Here is a 23041-nt window from a genome sequence, read left to right on the forward strand (position 1 = left end):
GTCGGTGGGCATCCCCGAAGAACACCGCGCCATCGAGGCCGTGCTGCTGTCGGCGGTCGAGCCCGTCCCTCCCAACATGCTGGCCGAGCTCCTCGAGATGCCCATCGAGCGCGTCGAGGCCGCGTGCGCCGAGCTGGCGGCGGGTTACGAGGAGCAGGGCCGCGGTTTCGTGCTGGCGAAGGTGGCGGGCGGCTACCGCTACCAGACCCATCCCGACATGGCGCCGTTCGTGGAGCGCTACGCCATGGAGGGCGTGTCGTCGCGCCTGTCGTCGGCCGCGCTCGAGACGCTGGCCATCGTCGCCTACCGCCAGCCCGTGTCGCGCGCCCAGATCGCCGCGCTGCGCGGCGTGAACGTGGACGGCGTCGTGCGGCTGCTCGAGCAGCGCGGGTACATCAGCGCCGTGGGCCACGCTCCGGGACCGGGCGCGCCCGTGCTGTACGGCACGACGGCGGCCTTCCTCGAGAAGCTCGGTGTCTACGGCCTCGAAGAGCTCCCGCCGGTCGAGGACCTCCTCCCCGGACCCGAGGCGGTCGAGCAGCTCGAGGAGCGCCTGCGCCCCGGCGCCGATGCCTGACGGCCGCCGCCGGCCGCCCCGACAGGACCCCGACCCCGACCCCCAGGCTGACGGCGCCGCCGGTCCCGGCCCCGGCGCGGCACCCCGGGAAGGCCCCGACGCCGCACTCGGCGGCGCAGGACCGCAGGGGGAGCGGCTCCAGAAGGTCCTCGCCCGCGTGGGCCTGGGCAGCCGCCGGGCCTGCGAAGAGCTCATCGCCGAGGGCCGGGTGAGCGTCAACGGCGAGCCCGCCACCCTCGGGCGGCGCGTCGACGTGGGGCGTGACGCGGTGGCGCTCGACGGCGTCCCCCTGCCCGTGCTGCCCGGCCTGGTCCACTACCTGCTGCACAAACCGGCGGGCGTGGTCACCACGGCCGAGGACCCCCAGGGCCGCCCGACGGTCGTGCAGCTCGTGCCCGACGAGCCCCGGGTGTTCCCGGTGGGGCGGCTCGACGCCGACAGCGAGGGCCTGCTCGTCCTGACCAACGACGGCGACCTCGCCCATCGCCTGGCCCACCCCTCCTTCGGCGTCGAGAAGGAGTACCTGGTGGAGACCATGGGGGTGCCCACCCCCGGCGCGCTGCGGCGCCTGCGCCAGGGCGTCGACCTCGACGACGGCACCACCGCCCCCGCCCGGGTCGGGGTGGTGGCCCCCGGCGTGCTGCGCATCGTCGTCCACGAAGGGCGCAACCGCCAGGTCCGCCGGATGTGCGAGGCCGTCGGGTTCCCCGTGCGCCGCCTGGTGCGCACCCGCATCGGCCCGCTCACCGACGCCCGCCTGGCGCCGGGGCGGTGGCGCCCGCTCACGGGGGACGAGGTGCGGGCACTGGCACGCGCCGCGGTGCCCCGACCAGGGCCGGGCCGGGCCCGGCGGCCGCCGGGGCGCCCGGGTCGGCCTGGGTAGCATGCGGGGCCATGCCCTCCGTCCGCGCCCTGCGCGGCGCCACGACCGTCGACGCGGACACCCCCGAGCAGGTCACGACGCGCGTGCAGGCCCTCCTCGACGCGCTGCTCGAGCGCAACGGCGTCGACCGCGACGACCTCATCAGCATCGTGTTCACGGCCACGAGCGACGTGGTGTCGATGTTCCCGGCGGCCGCCGCCCGGGCCATGGGCCTCGGCGACGTGCCGCTGCTGTGTGCCCGGGAGCTCGACGTGGTCGGGTCCACCCCCCGGTGCCTGCGGGTGCTGGTCCACGTCAACACGGCGCGGTCGCGCCAGGAGCTCCACCACGTCTACCTCGAAGGGGCCCGCGGGTTGCGCGATGACCTCCCCGAGTGAGGACGGCCCCGGGCCGGCGCCGGGGCAGCGCCGCGCCGCGGTCATCGGCACCGGGCTCATCGGGGGCTCGGTCGGGCTCGCCCTGCGGGCACGCGGGTGGTGGGTCACCGGCCGCGACGCCGACCCGGCCAGCGCGGCCCGGGCCCTGGCCCTCGGCGCCCTCGACGCCGTGGGCGACGACCCCGAGGCCGAGGTGGTCTTCGTGGCCACGCCCGTGGGCGCCGTGGTGGCCGAGGCCGAGGCCGCCCTGCGGCGCGCCGCCCGCGGCGACGCCGTGGTCACCGACGTGGCCGGCGTCAAGGCCTCCATCGCCGCCCGCCTGCCCCATCCCAATTTCGTCGGCGGCCACCCCATGGCGGGCTCCGAGCAGGTGGGCGTGGAGGGCGCCGACGCCGACCTCTTCGTCGGGGCCACCTGGGTCCTCACGCCCACGGCGACCACCGACGCCGACGCCTACTCGAGCCTGCGCGCCGTGGTCACGAGCCTGGGCGCCGAGGTCGTGGCCCTCGCCCCCGAGCAGCACGACACCCTCGTGGCGGTGGTGTCCCACGTCCCGCATCTGACCGCGGCCACGCTCATGAACCTGGCCGACCGCCTGGCCGCCGAGCACGGCGCCCTGCTGCGGTTGGCGGCCGGGGGATTTCGCGACATGACCAGGATCGCGGCCGGCCAGCCCGGGATCTGGCCCGACGTGTGTACCGACAACGCCGTCGCCATCGTGGCCGCCTTCGACATCCTGCTGCAGGACCTGTCGGCCATGCGCGACCGCGTGGCGGCGGGCGACCGCGGCGGCCTGCTGGGCGACCTCGAGCACGCTGCGGTGGCACGGCGCTCGCTCCCGGCGCGCGTCGTGCGCCCCGAGCGCCTGGCGGAGCTCCGGGTGCCGGTCCCCGACCGCCTCGGCGTGCTGGCCGAGATCACCACGCTCGCCGGCGACCTCGGTGTGGACATCGTCGACATCGAGATCGCCCACAGCGCCGAGGGTGACCGCGGCGTGCTGGTGCTGGTGGTCGACGCCGACGCCGCCGACCGCCTGCGTGACGCCATCGCCGGACGCGGCTACCGCCCCACGACACGGGCCCTCGGATGAGCACCGCCGCCGCCGCCGCCGGCTCGCGCCGCGCCGTGTTCACGGTCGAGGGAGGCCGCCCCCTCGTCGGGCGCCTCCGGGTGCCGGGCGACAAGTCGGTGTCGCACCGCGCCCTGCTGCTCGGGGCCATGGCCCACGGCGAGTCCGCCGTGCGGGGCCTGTCCGACGGGGACGACGTGGCCCGCACCGCCGCCGCCGTGCGCACCCTCGGCGGGCGCGTCGAGGGCGACCGGGTGTCCGGAGGGCCCGACGGGCTGCACGCCGCGTCCGTCCCCCTGGACCTGGGCAACTCGGGCACCACCATGCGGCTGCTCGCCGGCGTGGTGGCGGGCCGCCCCTGGACCACCACGCTCACCGGCGACCCCTCGCTGTCGGCGCGCCCCATGGACCGCGTGGCCGAGCCACTGCGCCGCATGGGCGCGGTGGTGGAAGGACGGGGGGAACGCTGCCTGCCGCCCCTCACCATCCGGGGCGGGTCGCTGCGGGGGATCGACTTCACGACCCCGGTGGCGAGCGCCCAGGTGAAGTCGTGCGTCCTGCTGGCCGGCCTCGGGGCCGAGGGTGACACCGTGGTGCGCGAGCCGGTGCTCACCCGGCTGCACACCGAGGAGCTGCTGGCCCGCTGCGGCGCCCGCATCACCGAGGAGGAGGGGCCCGACGGCCACGTGGTGCGCCTCAGCCCCTCGGCACTGTCGCCCTTCGAGCTGGACGTCCCCGGTGACCCCTCGCAGGCGGCGTTCTGGATCGTGGCGGCCTGCGTGGTGCCCCGCAGCGAGGTCACCGTCGAACGCGTCTACGTCGGGCGCGGCCGGCGCGGCTATCTCGACGTGCTCGTCCGGATGGGGGCGGACCTCGACGAGGTCCCCGCCACGGGCGCCGGCGACCTGGCCGACAGCGCCGACCTCGTGGCCCGCGCCGGCCCCCTGCACGGCACCGCCGTCCACGCCTCGGAGATCACCGGGCTCGACGAGGTGCCCGCGTTGGCCGTGGCGGCCGCCTGCGCGCAGGGCGACACCGTGTTCGAGGCGGTGGGGGAGTTGCGGGTGAAGGAGTCCGACCGCCTGGCCGGGGTGGCCGCGCTGGTGCGCGCCTTCGGCGCCCGCGCCGACGTCGACGGCGACGACCTCGTGGTCCACGGTTCGGGCCGCCTGGCGCCCGGCGACGTCGACGCCCGCGGCGACCACCGCATGGCCATGGCCGCGGCGGTGGCGGGCCTGGCGGCCCCGGGCGGGCCCACGCGCGTGACGGGGTGGGACGCCGTCGCCACCAGCTACCCGCGCTTCGCCGAGCACCTGGCCCTCCTGCTCACGGGGACGTCCCCGTGATGCCTGCGGCGGTGCGCGTGGTGGCCATCGACGGGCCCGCCGGCGCGGGCAAGTCGACCCTGGCCGAGGCGGTGGCCGCCCACCTCGGTGTCGAGCGGCTCGACAGTGGGGCCATGTACCGGGCGGTGGCCTGGTCGGCCCTGCGCCACGGCGTCGACCCGGCCGACACCGAGGCCGTCGCCCGCCTGGCACGGGCCATCCACATCGAGGCGGCCGAGGAGGTGATCGTCGACGGCGAGGACGCCACCGACGCCATCCGGTCGGCCGAGGTGGACGCGGCGGTCTCGGCGGTGGCCGCCAACCCCGAGGTCCGAGCCGAGTTGGTGGCGCGCCAGCGGGCGTGGGTGGCGGCGCGCGGCCGCGGCGTGGTGGAGGGTCGTGACATCGGGACCGTCGTGCTCCCCGACGCCGATCTCAAGGTCTACCTGACGGCGTCGAGCGAGACCCGGGCGGAGCGGCGGTCCCGCGAGCGGGCCGACGGGCGCAGCGTCGACGACGTCCACCGGGCCCTCGTGCGGCGCGACCGCCTCGACTCCACGCGCCCCACGTCGCCGCTGCCGTCACCCGAGGACGTCGCCGACGACGCCAGGGTGATCGACTCGACCGGGAAGTCCGCCCGGGCCGTGCTGGAGGAGGTACTCGCATGCCTGTGAGATACGACACCGGCGCGCCCTCGCGGGGCACCGGCATCGGCTTCCCGCCGTTCGTCTACCGGTTCCTGCGGCTGCTGGCGCATCTCATCAACCGCGCCTACTGGCGGGTGGAGGTCGACGGCGCCGCCCACGTGCCCGCCACGGGTCCCGTGATCCTGGCCCCCGTGCACCGCAGCTTCATGGACTTCTTCGCCGTCTCCGAGGTGACGAAGCGCAAGATCTTCTACATGACCAAGGACGAGATGTGGAGAACGCCCCTGTTGGGCTCGTTCCTCGACGCCGTGGGCGCGTTCCCGGTGCACCGCGAGGGCGCCGATCGGCTGGCGCTCGACCGCGCCCAGGACGTGCTCGAACGCGGCGACGTGCTCATCCTCTTCCCCGAGGGGACGCGCCGCGCCGGTCCCGTGGTGCAGGACCTGCACGAGGGGGCGGCCTTCCTCGCGGCGCGCACGGGGGCGGTCATCGTCCCCATCGGTGTCGGCGGCACGGCCCAGGCCATGCCCAAAGGATCGAAGTTCGTCCGGCCCGTGAAGGTCCACCTCGTAGTGGGCGCGCCGCTCGCCGCCCCGGAGCGCTCGGCACGCGGGCGCGTGCCGCGCACCCAGGTCCACGCCCTCACCGAGCAGCTGCGCACCGACCTGCAGGCGCTCTACGACACCGCCGAGGGGCGCGCCGCCCGCCCCGGCGGGCGGGCGGGCGCGCCCGGCGGTTAGCCGTCCGCCGCCTGCGCCTGCACGTCGACGGCCACGAGACTCGAGCCGCTGGCGTTGGCGGCCACCTCGACGTCCTCGCCGGCCACCAGGGCCCCGCCCCCGTCGTTCTCGATGGATGCGCCCACGAGCGAGATGTCGAGCGAGGTCGGGTCACCGTTGGCGTCGAGCCACGCCTGCGCGGCGTCGTTGACGTCGTTGTAGGTGATGTTCATCGTGGTCGACCCGTCGGTGGTGTTGACCGTGCCCTGGAGCTCGAGGGTGGCATCGCTCACGTTGCCCCCCTGGCAGTCCGCGTTCTCCTGGTCGTCCTGACCGGCACCGACCACGGTGACCTGCGCGCTGCCGGTGCCGCAGTTGATGGTGTCGCTGCCGGAGCTCGCGTCGATGACGTCGCTGCCGCTCGACCCGGCGTCGAGCGTGTCGTCACCGGTGCCGCCGATGAGCGTGTCCTGGCTGCTCGGGCTGGACGACGCGATCAGCTTGTCCTTGCCGGGACCGGCGATCAGGGTCACCGCACCGGGGCCGACGGCACGGAGCACGTCGTTGCCGGAGACGCCGCACACGACGGCACCGGCGCGGCCGACGACCTTGCGGTGGTGCTTGGTGGCGACCACCGTGCAGACGTGCCCGTGCATGACGACGGGCTTCGCCGGCTTGCTCCTGGCCAGGGCGGCGGGTGCGCCCACGCCCAACGACCCTGCGACCGCCAGCGACGCCACCCCCACCGCGACGCGCCAACCCGACCTGATCCCGATGCCCTGCATGACGACCCCCTCGACGCTCGTTGTAACCCCGTACCCGTCGCCGTCTCCCCGCCGTGCGGCCGCCCTCGCCGCCGTTGAGCAGGCAGCGGCATCGTCACCCGGGAACGGGGACCCGTCAAGCACCGGCGCGGTGCATGAGAGCTTTCTCATACCCGTCTTCGACAACCACGGCGCGACGTGTGTCCGCCGGCACGCTCCGTGCCGGTGGCGGCGGCCTCGATGGTGACTGCGCGTGCTATTCCTCAATTTTGGGACGCGGCAGCCAGAGGACGCGGCAGCCAGAGGACGCGGCAGCCAGAGGACGCGGCAGCCAGAGGATGAAGGCGCCGCGCACCGTCGTCGAGCCCGCGCCGGGCCGAGGAAGTCGTTGTCCCGCGCCCTGGCACGGTTTACGATCGCCCTGACGCCGTGCGCCGGTGACCGCCGGCGGAAGGAGGGGGGCAATGGCTCGCAGGATGCTGGTGGGCGCGATCGTGGCGGCGGTGGTCTCCGTGGGCCTGAGCACCGCCGCACACGCCTCGACGACGATCGCGCTGCTCCTCCCGCAGTCGACGGCGTTCACCGTGCTCGGGCACTCCTGCGGCGGCATCCAGGAGCAGTCGCTGGCGACCGGGTTCGACGCCGTCAGCGGCGACCCGACGGGCGACGTCTACCTGCAGACGCGCTGCGGCGGCAGCGGGCGCGGCGGCGGGTACACCGTCACCACCTACGCCGCCTGGGTGTCGGCGTCGTGGGACTTCACCGGCGCGGTGAGCACCGAGGCCACGCTGGCGAGCGCGCCGGGGACGATCGACCCGACCTTCACCGCCTTCGACGCCAACGGTAACGAGGTCTCCACCGTGTTGAACGCCGTGAACGTCCTGCCGCCCAACTGCACCGTCGGCGACACCACCTACTGTTCCTACCGGGCGTACCTCACCGTCGTGCAGGCGCCCCCCGGCCCGGTGCCCTGCGGGGCGGGCACCTTCAGCGCCACCGGGAACGCGCCGTGCACGGCCGCGCCACCGGGGACGTTCGTGACCGGCACGGGCGCCACCGCGCCGACGCCGTGCCCCGCCGGCTCCTACCAGCCGAACTCGAGCGCCACCGCGTGCCTCCCCGCACCGGTGGGGACGTTCGTGCCCGGTTCGGGGGCGACCTCGCCCACGCCCTGCCCCGTCGGCACCGGTCAGGAGCTGACTGGCCAGGCCTCCTGCGACCCGCTCGACTTCTACGTGGCCACCGTCACCGTCCCCGATGCCGCACCCGGCGTGCGCTTCAGCATGCCGCTCCACACCGTGGGGGCGTCGACGCGGGTGCGGTGGAGGCTCGTCGACGGGACGCTGCCCCGGGGCCTCCGGGTGCGCCCCACCGGCCTGGTGGCCGGCGTGCCGAACCGACGGGTGGCGGCACCCGGTGACTACGTCTTCACCGTGCAGGCCACGGCCAGGGCGGTCGGTGCCCAGCCCGCCCGGACGACCACACAGGTGCTGATCCTGACACTGTCGTAACGGGTGCCGGGGTGCGGGTGCTCCTGACACTGTCGTAAGGGGTGCCGGGTGCTGCGGGCGCCGGGCGCGCTCGAGCTCAGGCCTCGTGCCGGAAGAGGCGCCGGCGCATGGCCGGCCACCGGCCGAGCAGGACCAGCGCCAGTACCCCCAGCCCGGTGGCGGTCAGCCCTTCGGTGACCCGGTGGGGCCGGTACACGAAGCGGACCTCGGACGTGCCCGCCGGCACGCGCACGGCCTCGACGAGCCCGGCACGGCGCACCCGGGCCGACCGGGTCGGGCCCGTGGGTCGCATCGACGCGCCGGCGACGGGCGTCACCGTGGCCTGCCACCCCGTGGCGAACTGCTCCGACCGCACCAGCCGCGCCGGGCGCGTCGTGGTCACGCGGATCGATTCGTCGCCCCACGGCGTGCTCGACACCACGTGGGCGGTCGCCCCGGCCACACCCTCCACCCAGGCCCGCCCCGGCGCCGACGGCCGGTCGAACACGGTGAAGGGACCGATGGTCTTCACGAAGCGCCACTGGCCCGGCGCCACCAGGTCGCGCAGGGAACCGTCGACGCGGTAGGTGCCCTGGCCCTCGGTGCGCACCACGGCCGTGCCGACCGACAGCACCGGGGCAACCGTCGTGCCGGCGGTGCGCGCCTGCAGGACGATCCCGCTCGCCGCCATGGGGCGGGGCGCCTCGACCGTGGCGGAACCGGCGCCGCCCGCACCCGCCGACGCCTCGCCGATCCAGGTCGTGGAGCGGCCGTCGGGGGAGAGCAGGCCCACCCGCAGGCTCGGGCCCGCTCCCGGCGACACGCTCCGGACGGGCGCCGTCACCGCGGTGACCGACAGCACGGTGCCGAAGAACTGCGTGCGGGGCTGGGCCCCCACGGCGACGGCGGGGGCCGGCGCGGGCGCGTCGTCGTAGGCGTTCGCCGGCGTCGGGGGCGGCACCGTGCGGTCGGCGGGGGCGCCCGGCGTCGGGCCCACGGGCGGCAACGGCGTGGAGCCGTTGACCGCGCTCCCGGGTGCCGAGACGGGCGGGGTGACGAGGTGCACGAAGTACTGCGGCACCGAGGCCAGGACCCCGAGATCGAGGCGGGCGAAGGTGCCGTTGCCGAGCCCGGCGGCCGTCATGCTCAGCTGCCGGTGGGTGCCGGTGGCGCGGTCGTAGGTGGCGTCGACCACCGCGCCGTAACCCTGCACGCTCGGCAGCCCCCGGACGATGTTCAGGTCGGGCTCGCCCAGGCGGTCGGCCTCGAGCGGGTAGTAGCGGTCGGGGTCGAAGATGGCCACCCGGTGCAGGCCCCCGGCCGGCCCCGGGCCCTGGGCGACCACCACCGCCGCCAGAGCGTTCGCCCACGCGCTGTCGGACGACGTGGCGTCCTGGCGATTGGGGCCGCCCTGGACGAAGACGTTGAAGAACACGAGGTCGGCGAGCACGAGCAGCCCCAGCAGGCGGGGCATGAGGCGACGGAGCGGGGCGCGCCGCAGCACCAGGACCGCGGCGCCGATCGCCAGCGCGCTCGGCACGGTCAGCAGCGCCACCAGGGGGAGCAGGGACGACCGCGTCACCTGGCCGGGCACGTGGGCGAAATGCGGGAGCCACGTGCCACCGGCGAGCATCACGATCTGCAGGCCCACCAGCGCCGCCACGGGCACCAGTGGCAGCACGATGTCGGAGCGCCACCCGCCCGGGCCTGCCACCCGCTGCCACCACCGCCCGGTCGACACGGCCGCGGGGGTGGGGGTCGGGGCCAGGAGCATGTGGTCGACCCAGGTGGCGAAGAGCACGGCCAGGGCCAGGTCGACCTCGAGGATGTTGCGGGAGAGCAGGCGCTGGCGGTTGAACAGGGGAAGATGGAAGAACACGTGGCCGAGGGGGGTGAAGTCCCCCCACGTCAGGATGAGCCCGAGGGCCAGGATGCCGTACCAGATGCGCCACTGGCGGGCCTCGGGGTGGCGGCGGTGGCGCCGGGCCAGCAAGCCGACCAAGGCCATGACCGGCACGATGCCGATATAGCTCGACACCTCCGACAGGTTGTAGGTGGCGAAGAACGGCACCGAGAAGGCGTGGTTCGCCCCGAAGATGAACGGGTCGAGGCCGAGCAGGGTCAGCGACTTGTTCATGGAACCCGAGCCGAAATACCAGTAGTCGTGCACGGCGCGCTGGCTCTGCGACTGGATGAGCGCCCCGGGCACGAGCTGGGCGCCGGCGAGCAGGAGCCCGACGCCCACCCCGACGGCCGAGGCGACCACGAGGGCGATGCGCCGCCCCCGGTTGTGCACGATGAGCCACAGCGCGTAGACGGCGAGCACGACGCCGCCGTCGAGGATGGGCTCCGCCGCGCCGGAGAGGCCCATGAGCCCGATGGCGCCCGCCAGCAGCGCCACCCACGGCACGGCCGAGCGACCCTGGGGACGGTGCGCGATCCGGTCGAGCGCGGCGAAGGCCCACGGCAGCCAGGCGGCCGCCTGCACCACGTCGATGTGCAGCGCCTGCACCGCCATGAACCCGCCATAGGCGAACGACAGGGCACCGAGCCCCGCCGCCGTCCAGCTGCGCCCGAGCACGCGCAGCAGCAGCAGCATCCCGGCGGCGGCGGCCACCTCCACCACGGCCTGGTTCACCACCCAGGCCAGCACCCCGGGCAGCACGGCGAACAACCACGTCGTCGGGTAGGCGGCGCCGGCGTTGAACGCCGAGAGCAGGGGCGAACCGCTCCACAGGTAGGGGTCCCACAGCGGGAGGTGCCCGTGTCGCAGGTCGGTGCCCACGAGCACGCGCAGAGGGAAGTTCTGGATGAGGTTGTCCCCGACCAGCCACGTGACGCCGACCGCCGCCGGCACGCCGAACAGCGCGAAGGGCAGCGCCACGAACAGGGCCACCAGCCGGCGGACCGACCGCCGCGACGCGCCTGCGCCGCGCGCCGGGCGCGCCCGGCGCGCGTCCACGGAGCTCACCCGATCAGGCGCCCGACGACAACGATCAGCGGCGGTGCATGACGGGCCGGCGCACGCCGTCGAGGCGTCGGCGCTCACGCGCCCGGGCGCGCGTGAAGGGCGCGAGGAGCGAACCGGCCATCAGAAGGTCCGGGGCCGGGCGAAGACCCTGCGGACCGCCGGCTCGAAGTGCGACAGGGGCTCGGTCGGGTAATCGGGGTCGAAGCTCGCCTGGTCCCAGTCGTCGGCGAAGCGCTCGCCGAGGGCGAACCACTCCTCGCCCCGGTACTGCTCGCGGGCCTCGGGGTCCCCGCCGAAGTGGTGGTAGTAGTGCCGACCCTGGAAGTCCTGGTGGGTCCGGATCACGTGGAACACCTCGTCGCGCACGTAGGGGCGCAGGATCTCGGCGGCGATGCGCGGGTGGTTGGGGACCGACACGTACTTGCCGATGTCGTGGCACAGGGCGGCGACGACCATCTCCTCGTCCGCGCCGGCCTGCTCGGCCCTGGTGGCGGTCTGCAGCGAGTGCCGGAGCTGGTCGACGGCGAACCCGTCGGTGATGTCGCCGAGGGACCCGAGCATGCCCAGGACCTGGGTGGCCACCCGGGCCTGGCGCTCGGACGTGCGCGCCCCGATCTCCGCCCATTGCGCGGCGGTCGACTCGTCCATCCGGCGGAAGCTCCCGGTCGTGGTCATGGTGCCATTCTCGCGCCCCGGAGGCCGTCGGACGCGATTCGGCCCATGCGGCTCAGCTTCCTCACAGACACGGGCCCGCAGCCCGGGTCGGGTGGGACTGCCCGCGGTCGGGCGGGGTCGACGGGCGGCAGGGTCAGGCGGTGCCGACCGCCGCCGCGGCGACGGCGCCGGCACCGGCATCGGCGCTCTGACCGTCGACGCCGTGGCCGATCGGCGTCGCCTCGAGCGCACAGCACATGGGGACCGGGGCGGCGAGACGCGCCCGGGCGGGGGCACCGCGCCCGGCGCCGGGGTTGCGGATGAGGGCCCCCGCCAGCACACCCCCGAGCGCGGAGGCCGACCCGGCGAAGACCACGGCGTGGCGGAACCCGGCGGCGAACGCGGCGGGGTGCAGGTAGCTGTGGCCGGTCAGGCCCGACACCGCCGGCAGCAGGGCCACGGCGATCAAGCCGCCCGCCCGGGCCACGTCGTTGTTCACCGCCGAGGCCACCCCGGCCCGCTCCATGGGGGCCGACGACAACGCCGTCGAGGTGAGGGGCGCCACCGTGACGGCGAGGCCGACCGCCAGCACGAGCACACCGGGCAGGACCTCGGTGAGATAGTCGCCCCGGGCGTCGATCATGCGCAGGAGCACCAGGCCCGCGCCCACCACCACGGGCCCGACGGCCATCTGCAGCCGCGGCCCGATGCGCGCCGCCAGGGCACCCGAGCGCGCCGAGAAGACCAGCATCACGACGGTCAGGGGCAGCAGCGAGGTCCCGGCCTCGATCGGCGAGTAGTGCGACACCTGCTCGAGCTGCACCGGCAGAAGGAACAGCGCGCCGCCGAGGGCGGCGTAGACGACGAAGGTCACCGCATTGGTGGCGCTGAACTGCAAGGAGCGGAACACGCCGAGGGGGAGCATCGGATGCCGGGCGCGCCCCTCGCGCAGCACAAAGGCGACGAACCCGGCGGCCCCCCCGACGAGCGCGCCGAGCACTATCCCCGACGTCCACCCGCGCGCCGGCGCTTCGATGAGCCCCGCGGTCACCCCGACCAGCGACCCGGTCACCAGCGCGGCGCCGAGCACGTCGATACGGCCGGTGGCGCCGGGGTCACGCGTCTCGGGGACGTGCCGGGCGGCGATGGCCACCACCACGACGGCCAGGGGCAGGTTGATGAGGAAGATGAGCCGCCACGACACCGCCCCGATGAGGAACCCGCCCAGGAACGGGCCGATGGCGGTCCCCACACCACCGAGACCGGACCACGCCCCGATGGCGCGCGACCGGTCGTCGGGATCGAACGACGCCTGCAGGATGGCGAGCGACCCCGGGGTGAGCAGAGCGCCGCCGACGCCCTGCAGCGCCCTGGCCGCCACGAGGACCTCGGGGCTGCGAGCCGCCGAGCACACGAGCGACGCCAGCGCGAACCACACCACGCCCACGACGAAGACCCGTCGTCGTCCGTAGCGGTCGCCGAGGGCGCCGCCCACGAGCAGCAGGCCGGCCAGGGAGAGCAGGTACGCGCCCACCACCCACTGCAGGCTCGGCACCGCCATGTGGAAGTCGTGCCCGATGGCGGGGAGGGCGATTCCCACCACGGTGGAGTCGACGGCCGTCACGGCCGAGCCGAGCACCGCCGCCGTGAGCACCCACCGCCCCGGCGCGCTCGACAAGCGCAGCAGGGGGGCCGGCCCGGCGGTCACCCCGCCAGCCGGGCCAACACGTCGGCCGCCGAGACCTGGCGGTCGCCGGCGACGGCGCCGGGGTCGGTGTCCGCGCCGGGTGCGCCGGTGCCCGGGACGCCGGTGGCCGCCGGCGCGGCCAGGCCCACCGCCAGGGCGGCGCCCAACCCGCGCAGCAGGTCGCGCAGCTCCGGCGGCGGCGGGAAGTACTCGTCCTCGTCGGTGACGTGGACCTCCTCCACCCCCAGGCGGGGGGCCAGGCGGGCGACGACCGCCTCCACCAGCTCGTCGGGGGCCGAGGCCCCGGCGGTGACGCCGACGGTGCCCGACAGGTCCCCGGGGAGCTCGGCGGCCTCGTTGACCCGCAGGACCCGCGGGCATCCCGAGGCGGCGGCCACCTTCTCGAGAGCGCGCGTGTTGGACGAGTTGACCGACCCGATGACGACCACGACGTCGGCCCGCCCGGCGATGGCCTTCAGCGCCGCCTGGCGGTTCGTGGTGGCGAAGCACAGGTCCGAGCGGTTGGGCATCCACAGCCCGGGGAAGCGCTCCTTGGCCCGGCCCATGATGCCGGACCACTCGTCGTGGCTCAGGGTGGTCTGGGCCAGCAGGGCCACCGGCGCGCCCGGGCCGATCTCGGCGGCGGCCTCGTCCACGTCGTCGGGGGAGCGCACCAGCCGCACCGAGTCTGGCGCCACCGCCATGGTGCCCACGGCCTCCTCGTGGCCCTCGTGCCCGACGTAGAGGACGGTGTAGCCCTTGCCCGCCCGCACCTTCAGCTCGTGGTGGACCTTGGTGACGAGCGGGCACACGGCGTCGACCACCACGCGGCCGCGGTCACGGGCCGCCGTGACGACCTCGGGGGCCGAGCCGTGCGCCGACAGCATGAGGGGAGCGCCCGCCGGCACCTGGTCGACGTCGTCCACGAAGACGACGCCCCGGGCCCGGAACTGCTCGACGACGTGCCGGTTGTGCACGATCTCGTGGTAGCAGTAGACGGGCGGCTCGAAGACCCGGACCATCCACGCCAGGGCCTTGATCGCCTTCTCCACGCCGGCGCAGAAGCCGCGGGGTGACGCCAGCAGGACGCGCTCGACCGGCACGGATGCCAGGCTACCGGCCGGGGTCACCGGGGCTCCGCGGCAAGCGGGGCCGGGGCCGGCCGGTTCGGGCCCCGCCGCCCACCCGGTAGCCTGACGTGCATGTCGGTGCCCCGGGTGGTCTCGGTGGCGGCCGGGTCCCCGGCGCAGCTCGCCGGGCTCCGAGCAGGCGACGAGCTGCTCTCCATCGGCGGCCGCGCGCCACGCGACGTGATCGAGTACCGGCTCCTGGTGGACGAGACCGACCCCGAGCTGGAAGTGCGCCGCGGGCACGAGGAGCTCACCGTGCAGCTGGTCAAGGAGGCGGGCGCGGTGCCCGGGATCGAGGTGTCCTCGGCGGTCTTCGACCGGGTCCGCACGTGCGACAACCACTGCGAGTTCTGTTTCATCTACCAGCTGCCCAAGGGCATGCGCCGCAGCCTCTACCTGAAGGACGACGACTACCGGCTGTCCTTCCTCTACGGCAACTTCACGACCCTCACCCGGTTCACCGAGCTCGACCTCGAGCGCGTCCTCGGCGAGCGGCTGTCACCGCTCTTCGTGTCCATCCACTCCACCGACCCGGGGCTGCGGTCGCGCATGCTGCGCAACCCCCGCGGCGCCACCAGCCTCCGTTGGTTGCGGGCCCTGCTCGACGGGGGGATCGAGGTGCACGGGCAGGTGGTGGTGTGCCCGGGCGTCAACGACGGCGCCGCCCTCGAGACCACGCTCGCCGGGATCGTGGACGAGTACCCCGACCTCGCCACAGCGGCCTGCGTCCCCCTGGGGGTGAGCGACCACACCACCGAGCCGGCCATGCGCCCGCACACCGCGGCCGAGGCCGGCGCCGTGGTCGACGCCGTCGAGCAGTGGCAGGAGCGGTGCCTCGAGGTGCTGGGTCGGCGCCTCGTCTACGCCGCCGACGAGTACTACCTCCTCGCCGGGCGGCCGTTCCCCGAGGCCGCCGCCTACGACGGCTTCCCCCAGCACGAAAACGGGATCGGCATGGCCCGGGCCTTCGAATCCGCCTTCCATGGCGACGTGTCGGCCGCCCACGGCGTGCAGCCCGGCTTCTTCGCCTGGGTCGACGGCGCCCCCGCCGCCGGCTACCGGGCGCCGCGCAGCGGGGTGGGCGACGTGGCCGGGGGCGGCGTGGACGGGGGCGGCGCGGCGGTGGCAGGCCGCGCCGCACCGGCGGGCGCGGGGGTGGCCATCCTCACCGGCGAGTACGGCGCGGCCGTGCTGGCGCCGTTGCTGGGCGACCGACTCGGGCCGCGTGGTGCGGCGTCGGCCGACGGCCGCGTCCCGCTGCGGATCGTGCCCGTGCGCAACGAGTTCTTCGGCGGCAACATCGCCGTCACCGGCCTCATGACGGGCCGCGACCTCACCCGCGTGCTGACGACGCAGCCGCTTGGCGACCGCTACCTGCTCCCCGACGTGTGCCTGTCTGAGGGTCGCTTCCTCGACGGCACGACCGTGGCCGACCTGCCCCGGCCCGTGGAGGTGGTCCCGAGCGACGGCTCCTCGCTGCGGCTCGCCCTCGACGGCGCGCCGAGCGCCCCCGCGGCGGCACCCGGCGCCACGGTCTCCCCGGTCCTGGCCATCCGAGCGGCGCGGTGAGCGCCGTGGCCCCCGCCGGCAGCCCCCGGTCCGGCCCGTCCGCCCGGGGCGCGCTCCGTGCCCCGGGCGCGACGGCCCGTCCGCTGGTGGTGGTGGCCGGACGCCCGAACGTCGGGAAGTCGACGCTCGTGAACCGCTTCGTGGGCCGCCGGGCGGCGGTGGTCGAGGAGAAGCCCGGCGTCACCCGGGACCGCCTCGAGCTCGAGGCGGAGTGGAACGGGCGCGCCTTCGTCGTGGTCGACACGGGCGGGTGGCTCGGCCGGGGGGACGCTCTCGACGCCAAGGTCGCCGGGCAGGCCGAGCGGGCCGTGGCGGCCGCCGACCTCGTCCTGTTGGTGGTGGACACCGCCGTGGGGGTGACCACCGAGGACGAGGACGTGGCCCGGGTGCTCATGCGCGCCGGGCGGCCGGTGCTCGTGGTCGCCAACAAGGTGGACAACGAGCGGCGCGAGGCCGAGGCGTGGGAGTTCGTCTCCCTGGGCCTCGGCGAGCCCTGGACGGTGAGCGCACTGCACGGCCGGGGGACCGGCGACCTCCTCGACGAGGTCGTCCGGCGGCTCCCGCCCGAGGAGGACACCGGCACCGAGACCGGTGTCGCCGGGACCGCTGCCACCGGGACCGGCGGAGCATCCCTCGACGACGGGAACCCCGAGGCCACCCGGGTGGCCATCGTGGGACGCCCCAACGTGGGCAAGTCCACCCTCTTCAACCGGCTCCTGGGGGAGGAGCGCTCCGTCGTCCACGACCTCCCCGGTACCACCCGCGACGCCATCGACACCCAGCTCGACACCCCGGATGGCCCCATCCGCTTCATCGACACCGCCGGGATGCGGCGCCGGTCGCGCACCGAGGAGGGGACCGAGTACTACGCCATGGTCCGGGCCCTGCAGGCCCTCGACCGCGCCGACGTGGTGCTCCTCGTGATCGACGCCACCGACGGCGTGACCCACCAGGACCAACGCCTGGCCGAGCGCATCGGGGCCTCGGGGAGCCCGGTCGTGGTGGTGCTCAACAAATGGGAGCTCCTCGGCACCGACGACCGCCGCCAACGCGTGGAGGACGTCGAGGACCGGCTGGCCTTCCTGGGGGACTCGCCCATCGTGAAGGTGAGCGCGCAGACCGGCATGGGGGTGCACAAGATCCTCCCCGCCCTCGGGAAGGCCGTCGAGGCGTACCACCACCGGATCCCGACCGGGGAGCTCAACCGGGCCATCCGCTCCATCCAGGCGGACCACCCCGCCCCCGGGTCGCGCATCCGCTATGCCGTGCAGGGGGCGATCGACCCGCCCACCTTCACCCTCTTCGCCACCCGGCGCCTGCCGGCGCCCTACCTGCGCTACATCGAGCGCCGGCTGCGCGAGCACTTCGGCATCGGGCCCACACCCGTGAAGTTCCGCGTGCGGATCGGGTCATGAGCAGCACCGGGCCGGTACCGGAACGGGCCGATGGAGCCCGCGACACCCCCGGGGCCTGATCGTGCCCTGGTGCGACACCTGTGACCGCATGATCGAGGACGACGACCTCACCGACGACGGCGAGTGCCCCGAGTGCGGCGAGGATCTGGCGGGTCGCCGGCCGATCCCGTGGCACCTGAAGCTCATGATCGGCGTCACCGCCGTCTACCTGGGCTGGCGGGCGTTCCAGGGCATCACCTGGCTCCTCCATCACGCCTGACGGCGCAAGCCGTCTAGACTGCCGCGTTGCATCAACGGGCTGTGGCGCAGCTTGGTTAGCGCGCTTGACTGGGGGTCAAGAGGTCGCGAGTTCAAATCTCGCCAGCCCGACGCAAAGCCCCAGACCAGTGGGCGGGACTCTCAGGCTCGGCCGGGTTCCGCTCTCCTGCGTGCCGCGCCGCGGCCAAAGGCGGTTGATGCAGCGGGAAGGAACTGTACCGACCGGGGCCCGCCTGATCGAGGTGGACGGGCCCCTCGTTGCCAGCGGCAGCCGGCATCGGCACGGCCCATCCCCATTCCCGAAACGGCCCCTCGGCGGGCGCCCGGCAAGCCACGCCCCGTCAGGACCAAGCGTGAGTGTCGAAGGTCGCTTCAGCGGAGCCCACAACGTGCCGAAGACCGAGTCAACCGTCATTGACGGCGTTTCACGGGTGAGGAACCGAGGATTGGACCATGCCGGCTCTCGATGTCGTGGTAGGTCGTCAACCGATCTTCGACCGCGACCGTTCTGTGTTCGGCTATGAGCTGCTCTTCCGGACGCTTGGTGGTCCGACGGCGGCGGAATCTGCCGGTAGCCTCGGTGACCAGATGACGGCCGACGTGATCTTCAACTCGGTCAGCATCGGCCTCGATCGCCTGGTGGGAGACAAGACGCTCTTCTGCAACGCCAGCCGGGGGGTCCTCACCGGCGTGGTGCCGATCCTGCTCCCGCCTCGGCAAACCGTCGTTGAGATCGTCGAAACCGTGGTTGCGCATGAGGAAGTGCTCGCCGGATGCGCCCGCTTGCGCGATGAAGGTTTCACGCTAGCCCTCGATGACGTGACGAGTCTGGCGGACATAGAGCGGTTCGCAGATCTCGTGTCAATAGTGAAGATCGACCTTCGGGACACTGAACCGGCGGATCTTCCTCATCTCGTTGAGCACTGTCGGCGACTTGATGTAGCTCTGGTGGCGGAGAAGGTCGAAACCACCGACGAGTTCAACCATTGTGAAGCGTTGGGTTTCGACTATTTCCAGGGTTACCTTCTGGCGCGGCCCTCCGAAGTTGCCGGACGCGCCCTGGACCCCGGGCGTGTGGCGCAACTGCGTCTAGCAGCGCATCTTCTTGACCGTGAGTGCCCGATGGCGGAACTCGAAGACATCGTTCGGAGGGACCCGGCCATGACGCTTCAGCTGCTCCAGCTGGCGGGCATGGGGGCTGCCGGGGGGATGCGGAGGACCGTCCAGACCGTGCGAGAGGCGCTCGTTCTCGTCGGCTGGCGTCGGCTCCAGAGTTGGGTGTCGCTGCTGCTCATCGGTGGGAAGGGGCAGGCATCGGACGAGGAGCTCACGACGGCATTGACCCGGGCCCGCACGTGCGAGTTGGTGGCCGAGACCGTCGACCGGTCGCTGTCAGCGACGGCCTTCACCGCAGGGCTTCTCGCCAGCTTCGACGTTCTGCTCGGTGTTCCGCTCGAGGACATCTTGCGCGATCTTCCTCTTGACGACGGTCTCCGCCGGGCGATCCTGGACGCAGAGGGAACGCTGGGCCGGTTGGTGGCGGACGTGGCGGACTTCCAGGTTGGTCGATCCGAGGATGCCGTCCGGAGCGGGTTCGAGGACTCGACCCTGTCGTCGGCAGCGCTCAAAGGCCTCATGTGGGCGGTCGAGATGACCTCAACGTTGGCTGTCGCCAGTTGACGATGCGAGCGGGTGTCGCCCACCTCAACGCAACTGGCCTGATCCTGCTCCTCGTGCATCCCCACAGGTCCGGGGGTAGCGAGCTCGGCAGTCGTTCACACCGGTCCAGTTGGCGCGGCGTTCCAGTGGGCGACTCACAACGCTCCGTGAAACTCTCCCCATGGTTACGAATCCCGGCGCTGAAACGATCAGCAGTCGAAGGTGTCGGCATCGCTACCCCTAAGCACGTCGACGGCCTGGATTAGGGGGTCGTGACACGTCCGATGGTGTCGCTGCCGAAGTTCGTGAACCACAGGGCGCCGTCAGGGCCCGCCGTGATCGAAGTCGGGTCGTAGACGCCCGGGGCGGTATAGGTGGTGACGACTCCCGCAGTTGTGATCCGGCCGATCGATCCGATCTCATTTGGCAGAGAGGATGGAGAGTATGGGATGCCCTCGGTGAACCACACGGCTCCGTCAGAGCCAGCGGCAATACCTCCATCAATGCCACTTATGGGGTCGATGTTCGGCCCGCTATAGAAGTTGGTAAAGACACCGGCAGTCGTGATTCGCCCAATGGCACTGTTCCCGCTCGGGTAATAGGCGTCTATGAACCACAGGGCACCATCAGGCCCGACCGTGATGTCGTCGGGGTTGCCACCACTGGGGTCAGGATATGTTGTCACTACCCCTGTTGTCGTAATCCGTCCGATGAAACCAGTCGCCGGGTTGTAGTTCGCATGCGCGAACCACAGGTTGCCATCAGGCCCGACGATGAGGTTGGAGTCAGAACCGGCAAAACTCGGGATGACGTGAGTAGTGATGAGTCCAGCGGTCGTTATTCGCCCTACGTAGGAGGCCCCTCCACTTGCGGGAGGAAACGAGCCGAAGAACCACAGAGCCCCGTCGGGCCCGGCGGTGATGTCTGCCACACGACCATTGGTTGGATAGACCGTGACCGTCCCCGAAGTCGCAATACGCCCGATGGCATCGCTGATGTCGCTCGTGAACCACAGGGCGCCGTCTGGACCGGCCGTGATGCTCGTCGCGGAGTCGTCCCGCCCGCTGTACAAGGTGACCGCGCCCGAGGTGGTCATCCGTCCGATGGAGCCGTTGTTGACGAACCACAGGGCACCGTCGGAGCCACTGACGATGGCACTCGGGTCATAGACCCCACCGCAGTTGGGTCCGGTGCCGATCCGGTAGATGGCGATGGGGCCGCCCCCGGGGCCACATGGTGGACCCATCGTGATGGTTCCCGTGACCGTCGCTGACTTGAGGCCTCGGCGGCTTGCGCATGCCGAGGCCAGCGTGGGGGGAATGTTGAGGCTAACGCTTGCTGCGCCAACGAAGCTGCCCTTTCCGTTGGCTCCGACGCTGTTGTTGACCACATGGCTAGGTCGAAACGACGTGGGGACATGATCGTAAAAGCCGCGCCATGTGGCAATCCCCGTGATAGGTGCACCCGGCGCTGAAAGCGTGGCGCACCTCAAGGGGCTGTGCGCAAAGAATCCTCTGAAGTGCCCGTCGGTGACCTGCGCCAATGACAATGTGTACGCGGCGCCTCCCTCGGTGCAGCCGGAGAGCGACGCCGACATCCTGGACTGGTGGGAGCCACCGCCCGAATCTGTGATCGGTGGGGAAAACTTCACCGATGCCACAAATGTACAACCCACCGATGTTGCGGCCCAGTGCTTTGGGGCCGCTGAAGCGGGCGAGGGCGTCAGTCCGAGGAGTGGAACGCCAACTGCCAAGACAGCCATCAACCGGCCAATACCCATGCGGGGTCCGGTTGCAGACCTATTGCGCCATGGACGGAGCATGATCCCACCTCCGCACGCTCGTTCTGGCCGAACTGTAGTCACACGGACCGTCACATGCCTGGCCGTCAAATGTCTGGGTCGAGGAATGGGATGGATTACTTGGTCGATCCTGACCTCCAATGGCTCATCCGGTTCGTGCCAGCACCCCGACCTGGGGCCACCCTGAGCGATTACGGCGGCCCCCTTTAGCGATCCTGAGTGGCCTGGCTGGCACGGCCGCTCTGGAAGACCCACTTCAACGCCCGAGCCGTGAGATACCCTCGACGACATGAAGGTCGTGATCATGATCCCGTGCCTCAACGAGGAGCATACGCTTCCGCTGGTCCTCGAGACGATCCCGAAGAGGATCGAAGGCATCGATGAGATAGACGTGCTCATCATCGACGATGGGTCGACAGACAACACAGTCGCGGTCGCCAAGCGGCTTGGCGTGACTGAGTTCGTGCACCATCCCCAAAACCGTGGCCTCGCACACTCTCTGCGCGACGGGATTCAACGAGCGCTCGAATTGGGCGCGGACATCTTGGTCCTGACCGACGGTGACAATCAGTATCCACAAGAGCGCATCCCGGACCTGATTCGCCCCATCATGAAGGGAGAGGTGGACACGGTCATCGCCGATCGACAAGTTCAGACCATTGAGCACTTCTCTCCGATGAAGAAGTTCCTGCAGAGGTTCGGCACCGGGGTGATGAATCTGGCGGCGGGAACGCACCTGCCTGATGGAACCAGTGGCTTTCGGGCGTATTCCAAGGAAGCAGCGATCAAGCTCAACCTCATCGGGCGTTTCAACTTCGCGGCAGAGACGACGATCCAGGCGGCGAACAAGAGACTGGCGTTCGCGACCATCACGATCGAAACCAATCCCAAGACTCGTGAGTCACGGCTCTTCAAGTCATCCTGGGAACACGTGAGAAAGAGCATGGTTGCCATGCTCAACAGCTTCACGATGTACAGGCCGTACACGGTGTTCCTCGGCATCGGAGGAGCGTTTTTCATCCTCGGCATCATTCCGTTCGCTCACTATTTGTACCTGGTGCTCACGGTGAAGAATCCCAACGGGGCCCATCACCTACAATCGCTTGTCATCGGGGCGGTGCTGCTGAACGTGTCGTTTGTCTCCGTGACTCTGGGCATCGTCGCAAACCTCATTCGCATCAATCGATCGCTACTCGAAGATACCCTGGAAGTCATCAAGCGCGACCTTTACAAGTGATCGTTGGTACCGGTTGGTCGACGCGAAAGGACCCATGAATCGAACAACTCTCGGGCGACAACGTTTGTGCTACCGCTTCAGGAGATCACCAGGAGCGGCGCCGGTCGGTTCGCTCGAGTAGGACCCGCCGATGAGCGCGGGGGAGTGCTCGAGCTTACGCGAGCCACCACCTGAAGCTCGCTGGCCGCAGCGACACGCTCTTCTCCGACGACGCGCTTGACCGCATCCACCAGGCCTCCCGGGTCCTGCGCCGGGCGGTCGACAACCTCGCGCGCCAGTCGCTCGTCGCCGCGTTCGCGAACCGCGGCGCGTGCCGTCAGCAGTACGGCCCGAAGCCCGGGTCGACGTGGGCCTGACCGGGGGGCTGGGCCTGGCCGACCCGGGCTTCGGACGATCAGTTGCCGTGGACGCGCCCTGGAGGGCAGCGGTCGTGGCCCGCGACAGTGGCCGTGCGCTCCGCCGCTCCTACCACGGGGCGCTGAGCCCGCGGGTCTCAGGTGTTGCCTGCGGCCCGCGGGCTCAGCACCCGCACGTCGACCTACAGCGTGGCGTTCCCACCGAAGGCGACGGCGTCCAGCCCGGTGCCCGAGCAGGCCGACCCCAGGTTCGAGGCGGTGTCACGGCTGTCGAGGGTGGCCGTCCCCGTGGTCGTGGCGAAGGACCCGGCCACGGTGATGCCGCTGTAGGAGATCTCGACCTTCCCGTTGGCGAGCGTGGTGAGCGTCCCGGTGCTCGTGTCCGACAGGGTGGAGCCGGCGACCCTCGACGGAGGCGTCCACCGCACGCCGATGCCGCCGAGCGCCGGTGTC

At 72.3% G+C, this 23041-nt stretch carries 20 protein-coding genes and 1 tRNA gene; 14 read left to right on the forward strand and 7 right to left on the reverse strand.

Annotated features, from left to right (window positions below):
- The first annotated feature begins 4 nt into the window (after positions 1 to 4).
- The 7 genes from scpB to VMV22_13325 are packed head-to-tail and all read left to right on the forward strand — an operon-like array spanning position 5 to position 5618.
- Entirely contained in the window at positions 5 to 577 is a 573-nt protein-coding gene (gene scpB / locus VMV22_13295) for an SMC-Scp complex subunit ScpB (GenBank protein HUY23306.1), read from the forward strand.
- On the forward strand, positions 570 to 1460 hold the full coding sequence (locus VMV22_13300) for a pseudouridine synthase (protein HUY23307.1): 891 nt from the start codon (positions 570 to 572) through the stop codon (positions 1458 to 1460). The genes scpB and VMV22_13300 overlap by 8 nt, the downstream gene beginning before the upstream one ends.
- 11 nt (positions 1461 to 1471) lie before the next feature.
- Positions 1472 to 1837, forward strand: coding sequence for a chorismate mutase (gene aroH / locus VMV22_13305; protein HUY23308.1), 366 nt, complete (start codon positions 1472 to 1474; stop codon positions 1835 to 1837).
- On the forward strand, positions 1821 to 2927 hold the full coding sequence (locus VMV22_13310) for a prephenate dehydrogenase/arogenate dehydrogenase family protein (protein ID HUY23309.1): 1107 nt from the start codon (positions 1821 to 1823) through the stop codon (positions 2925 to 2927). The genes aroH and VMV22_13310 overlap by 17 nt, the downstream gene beginning before the upstream one ends.
- Positions 2924 to 4252 carry a 3-phosphoshikimate 1-carboxyvinyltransferase gene (aroA, locus tag VMV22_13315; protein ID HUY23310.1) on the forward strand — a complete coding sequence of 443 codons (1329 nt, stop codon included), beginning with the start codon at positions 2924 to 2926 and terminating at the stop codon, positions 4250 to 4252. Before VMV22_13310 ends, aroA begins: the two co-directional genes overlap by 4 nt.
- Positions 4252 to 4905 (forward strand): (d)CMP kinase, encoded by a 654-nt coding sequence (gene cmk / locus VMV22_13320; GenBank protein ID HUY23311.1) that lies wholly within the window; start codon positions 4252 to 4254, stop codon positions 4903 to 4905. Before aroA ends, cmk begins: the two co-directional genes overlap by 1 nt.
- Complete coding sequence (locus VMV22_13325; protein ID HUY23312.1) at positions 4896 to 5618, forward strand: lysophospholipid acyltransferase family protein; 723 nt, start codon at positions 4896 to 4898, stop codon at positions 5616 to 5618. Before cmk ends, VMV22_13325 begins: the two co-directional genes overlap by 10 nt.
- Here VMV22_13325 and VMV22_13330 read toward each other — a convergent pair.
- Positions 5615 to 6382 carry a hypothetical protein gene (locus VMV22_13330; GenBank protein HUY23313.1) on the reverse strand — a complete coding sequence of 256 codons (768 nt, stop codon included), beginning with the start codon at positions 6380 to 6382 and terminating at the stop codon, positions 5615 to 5617. The two genes, VMV22_13325 and VMV22_13330, sit on opposite strands and share 4 nt — an antisense overlap.
- Before the next feature lie 443 nt (positions 6383 to 6825).
- On the opposite strand from VMV22_13330, the gene VMV22_13335 reads away from it, so the two are divergent.
- Entirely contained in the window at positions 6826 to 7872 is a 1047-nt protein-coding gene (locus tag VMV22_13335) for a hypothetical protein (GenBank protein ID HUY23314.1), read from the forward strand.
- 76 nt (positions 7873 to 7948) lie between these two features.
- Here the strand turns inward: VMV22_13335 and VMV22_13340 are convergent, their stop codons facing one another.
- The 4 genes from VMV22_13340 to ispH all read right to left on the reverse strand — a co-directional run bounded on the left by VMV22_13340 (position 7949) and on the right by ispH (position 14266).
- A complete protein-coding gene (locus VMV22_13340; protein HUY23315.1) occupies positions 7949 to 10822 on the reverse strand; it encodes a DUF6044 family protein in 2874 nt (957 codons plus the stop codon).
- A 120-nt stretch (positions 10823 to 10942) separates the two neighbouring features.
- Positions 10943 to 11497, reverse strand: a complete 555-nt coding sequence (locus VMV22_13345) for an HD domain-containing protein (protein HUY23316.1) — start codon at positions 11495 to 11497, stop codon at positions 10943 to 10945.
- 133 nt (positions 11498 to 11630) lie between these two features.
- Positions 11631 to 13184: a DHA2 family efflux MFS transporter permease subunit gene (locus VMV22_13350; protein HUY23317.1), complete on the reverse strand. Its 1554-nt coding sequence runs from the start codon at positions 13182 to 13184 to the stop codon at positions 11631 to 11633.
- The gene (gene ispH / locus VMV22_13355; GenBank protein ID HUY23318.1) at positions 13181 to 14266 is read right to left on the reverse strand and encodes a 4-hydroxy-3-methylbut-2-enyl diphosphate reductase; all 1086 of its coding nucleotides are present in this window, start codon (positions 14264 to 14266) and stop codon (positions 13181 to 13183) included. Before ispH ends, VMV22_13350 begins: the two co-directional genes overlap by 4 nt.
- Before the next feature lie 99 nt (positions 14267 to 14365).
- Here ispH and VMV22_13360 point away from each other — a divergent pair, with 99 nt between their 5' ends.
- From VMV22_13360 to VMV22_13380, 5 genes are all read left to right on the forward strand, one after another.
- Positions 14366 to 15862, forward strand: a complete 1497-nt coding sequence (locus VMV22_13360) for a DUF512 domain-containing protein (protein ID HUY23319.1) — start codon at positions 14366 to 14368, stop codon at positions 15860 to 15862.
- A gap of 92 nt (positions 15863 to 15954) precedes the next feature.
- The gene (der, locus tag VMV22_13365) at positions 15955 to 17277 is read left to right on the forward strand and encodes a ribosome biogenesis GTPase Der (protein HUY23320.1); all 1323 of its coding nucleotides are present in this window, start codon (positions 15955 to 15957) and stop codon (positions 17275 to 17277) included.
- An 88-nt stretch (positions 17278 to 17365) separates the two neighbouring features.
- Positions 17366 to 17536, forward strand: a complete 171-nt coding sequence (locus VMV22_13370) for a hypothetical protein (protein HUY23321.1) — start codon at positions 17366 to 17368, stop codon at positions 17534 to 17536.
- 35 nt (positions 17537 to 17571) lie between these two features.
- Positions 17572 to 17646, forward strand: a tRNA-Pro gene (locus VMV22_13375).
- A 342-nt stretch (positions 17647 to 17988) separates the two neighbouring features.
- Entirely contained in the window at positions 17989 to 19215 is a 1227-nt protein-coding gene (locus tag VMV22_13380; GenBank protein HUY23322.1) for an EAL domain-containing protein, read from the forward strand.
- Positions 19216 to 19456: 241 nt separating this feature from the next.
- Here VMV22_13380 and VMV22_13385 read toward each other — a convergent pair whose 3' ends face one another.
- Entirely contained in the window at positions 19457 to 20791 is a 1335-nt protein-coding gene (locus VMV22_13385; protein ID HUY23323.1) for a hypothetical protein, read from the reverse strand.
- A 493-nt stretch (positions 20792 to 21284) separates the two neighbouring features.
- Between VMV22_13385 and VMV22_13390 the strand changes: the two genes are divergently transcribed.
- On the forward strand, positions 21285 to 22232 hold the full coding sequence (locus VMV22_13390) for a glycosyltransferase family 2 protein (protein ID HUY23324.1): 948 nt from the start codon (positions 21285 to 21287) through the stop codon (positions 22230 to 22232).
- A 538-nt stretch (positions 22233 to 22770) separates the two neighbouring features.
- On the opposite strand, the gene VMV22_13395 is transcribed toward VMV22_13390, so the two are convergent.
- The coding region (locus VMV22_13395) for a hypothetical protein (protein HUY23325.1) at positions 22771 to 23041 on the reverse strand (271 nt) is incomplete at its 5' end.

The sequence above is a fragment of the Acidimicrobiales bacterium genome, assembly GCA_035531755.1.
In the GTDB taxonomy this organism is placed as follows: Bacteria; Actinomycetota; Acidimicrobiia; order Acidimicrobiales; family UBA8190; genus DATKSK01.

Bases quoted from the DNA above. Each gene is read 5' to 3' on its own strand.
- aroA (HUY23310.1), top strand. From the start codon at position 2,924: ATGAGCACCGCCGCCGCCGCCGCCGGCTCGCGCCGCGCCGTGTTCACG.
- VMV22_13345 (HUY23316.1), bottom strand. From the start codon at position 11,497: ATGACCACGACCGGGAGCTTCCGCCGGATGGACGAGTCGACCGCCGCG.
- VMV22_13325 (HUY23312.1), top strand. From the start codon at position 4,896: ATGCCTGTGAGATACGACACCGGCGCGCCCTCGCGGGGCACCGGCATC.
- aroH (HUY23308.1), top strand. From the start codon at position 1,472: ATGCCCTCCGTCCGCGCCCTGCGCGGCGCCACGACCGTCGACGCGGAC.
- VMV22_13385 (HUY23323.1), bottom strand. From the start codon at position 20,791: ATGTCGGCGTCGCTCTCCGGCTGCACCGAGGGAGGCGCCGCGTACACA.
- VMV22_13335 (HUY23314.1), top strand. From the start codon at position 6,826: ATGGCTCGCAGGATGCTGGTGGGCGCGATCGTGGCGGCGGTGGTCTCC.
- VMV22_13370 (HUY23321.1), top strand. From the start codon at position 17,366: ATGATCGAGGACGACGACCTCACCGACGACGGCGAGTGCCCCGAGTGC.
- VMV22_13300 (HUY23307.1), top strand. From the start codon at position 570: ATGCCTGACGGCCGCCGCCGGCCGCCCCGACAGGACCCCGACCCCGAC.
- VMV22_13360 (HUY23319.1), top strand. From the start codon at position 14,366: ATGTCGGTGCCCCGGGTGGTCTCGGTGGCGGCCGGGTCCCCGGCGCAG.
- VMV22_13310 (HUY23309.1), top strand. From the start codon at position 1,821: ATGACCTCCCCGAGTGAGGACGGCCCCGGGCCGGCGCCGGGGCAGCGC.
- VMV22_13390 (HUY23324.1), top strand. From the start codon at position 21,285: ATGAAGGTCGTGATCATGATCCCGTGCCTCAACGAGGAGCATACGCTT.
- cmk (HUY23311.1), top strand. From the start codon at position 4,252: ATGCCTGCGGCGGTGCGCGTGGTGGCCATCGACGGGCCCGCCGGCGCG.
- VMV22_13380 (HUY23322.1), top strand. From the start codon at position 17,989: ATGCCGGCTCTCGATGTCGTGGTAGGTCGTCAACCGATCTTCGACCGC.
- VMV22_13330 (HUY23313.1), bottom strand. From the start codon at position 6,382: ATGCAGGGCATCGGGATCAGGTCGGGTTGGCGCGTCGCGGTGGGGGTG.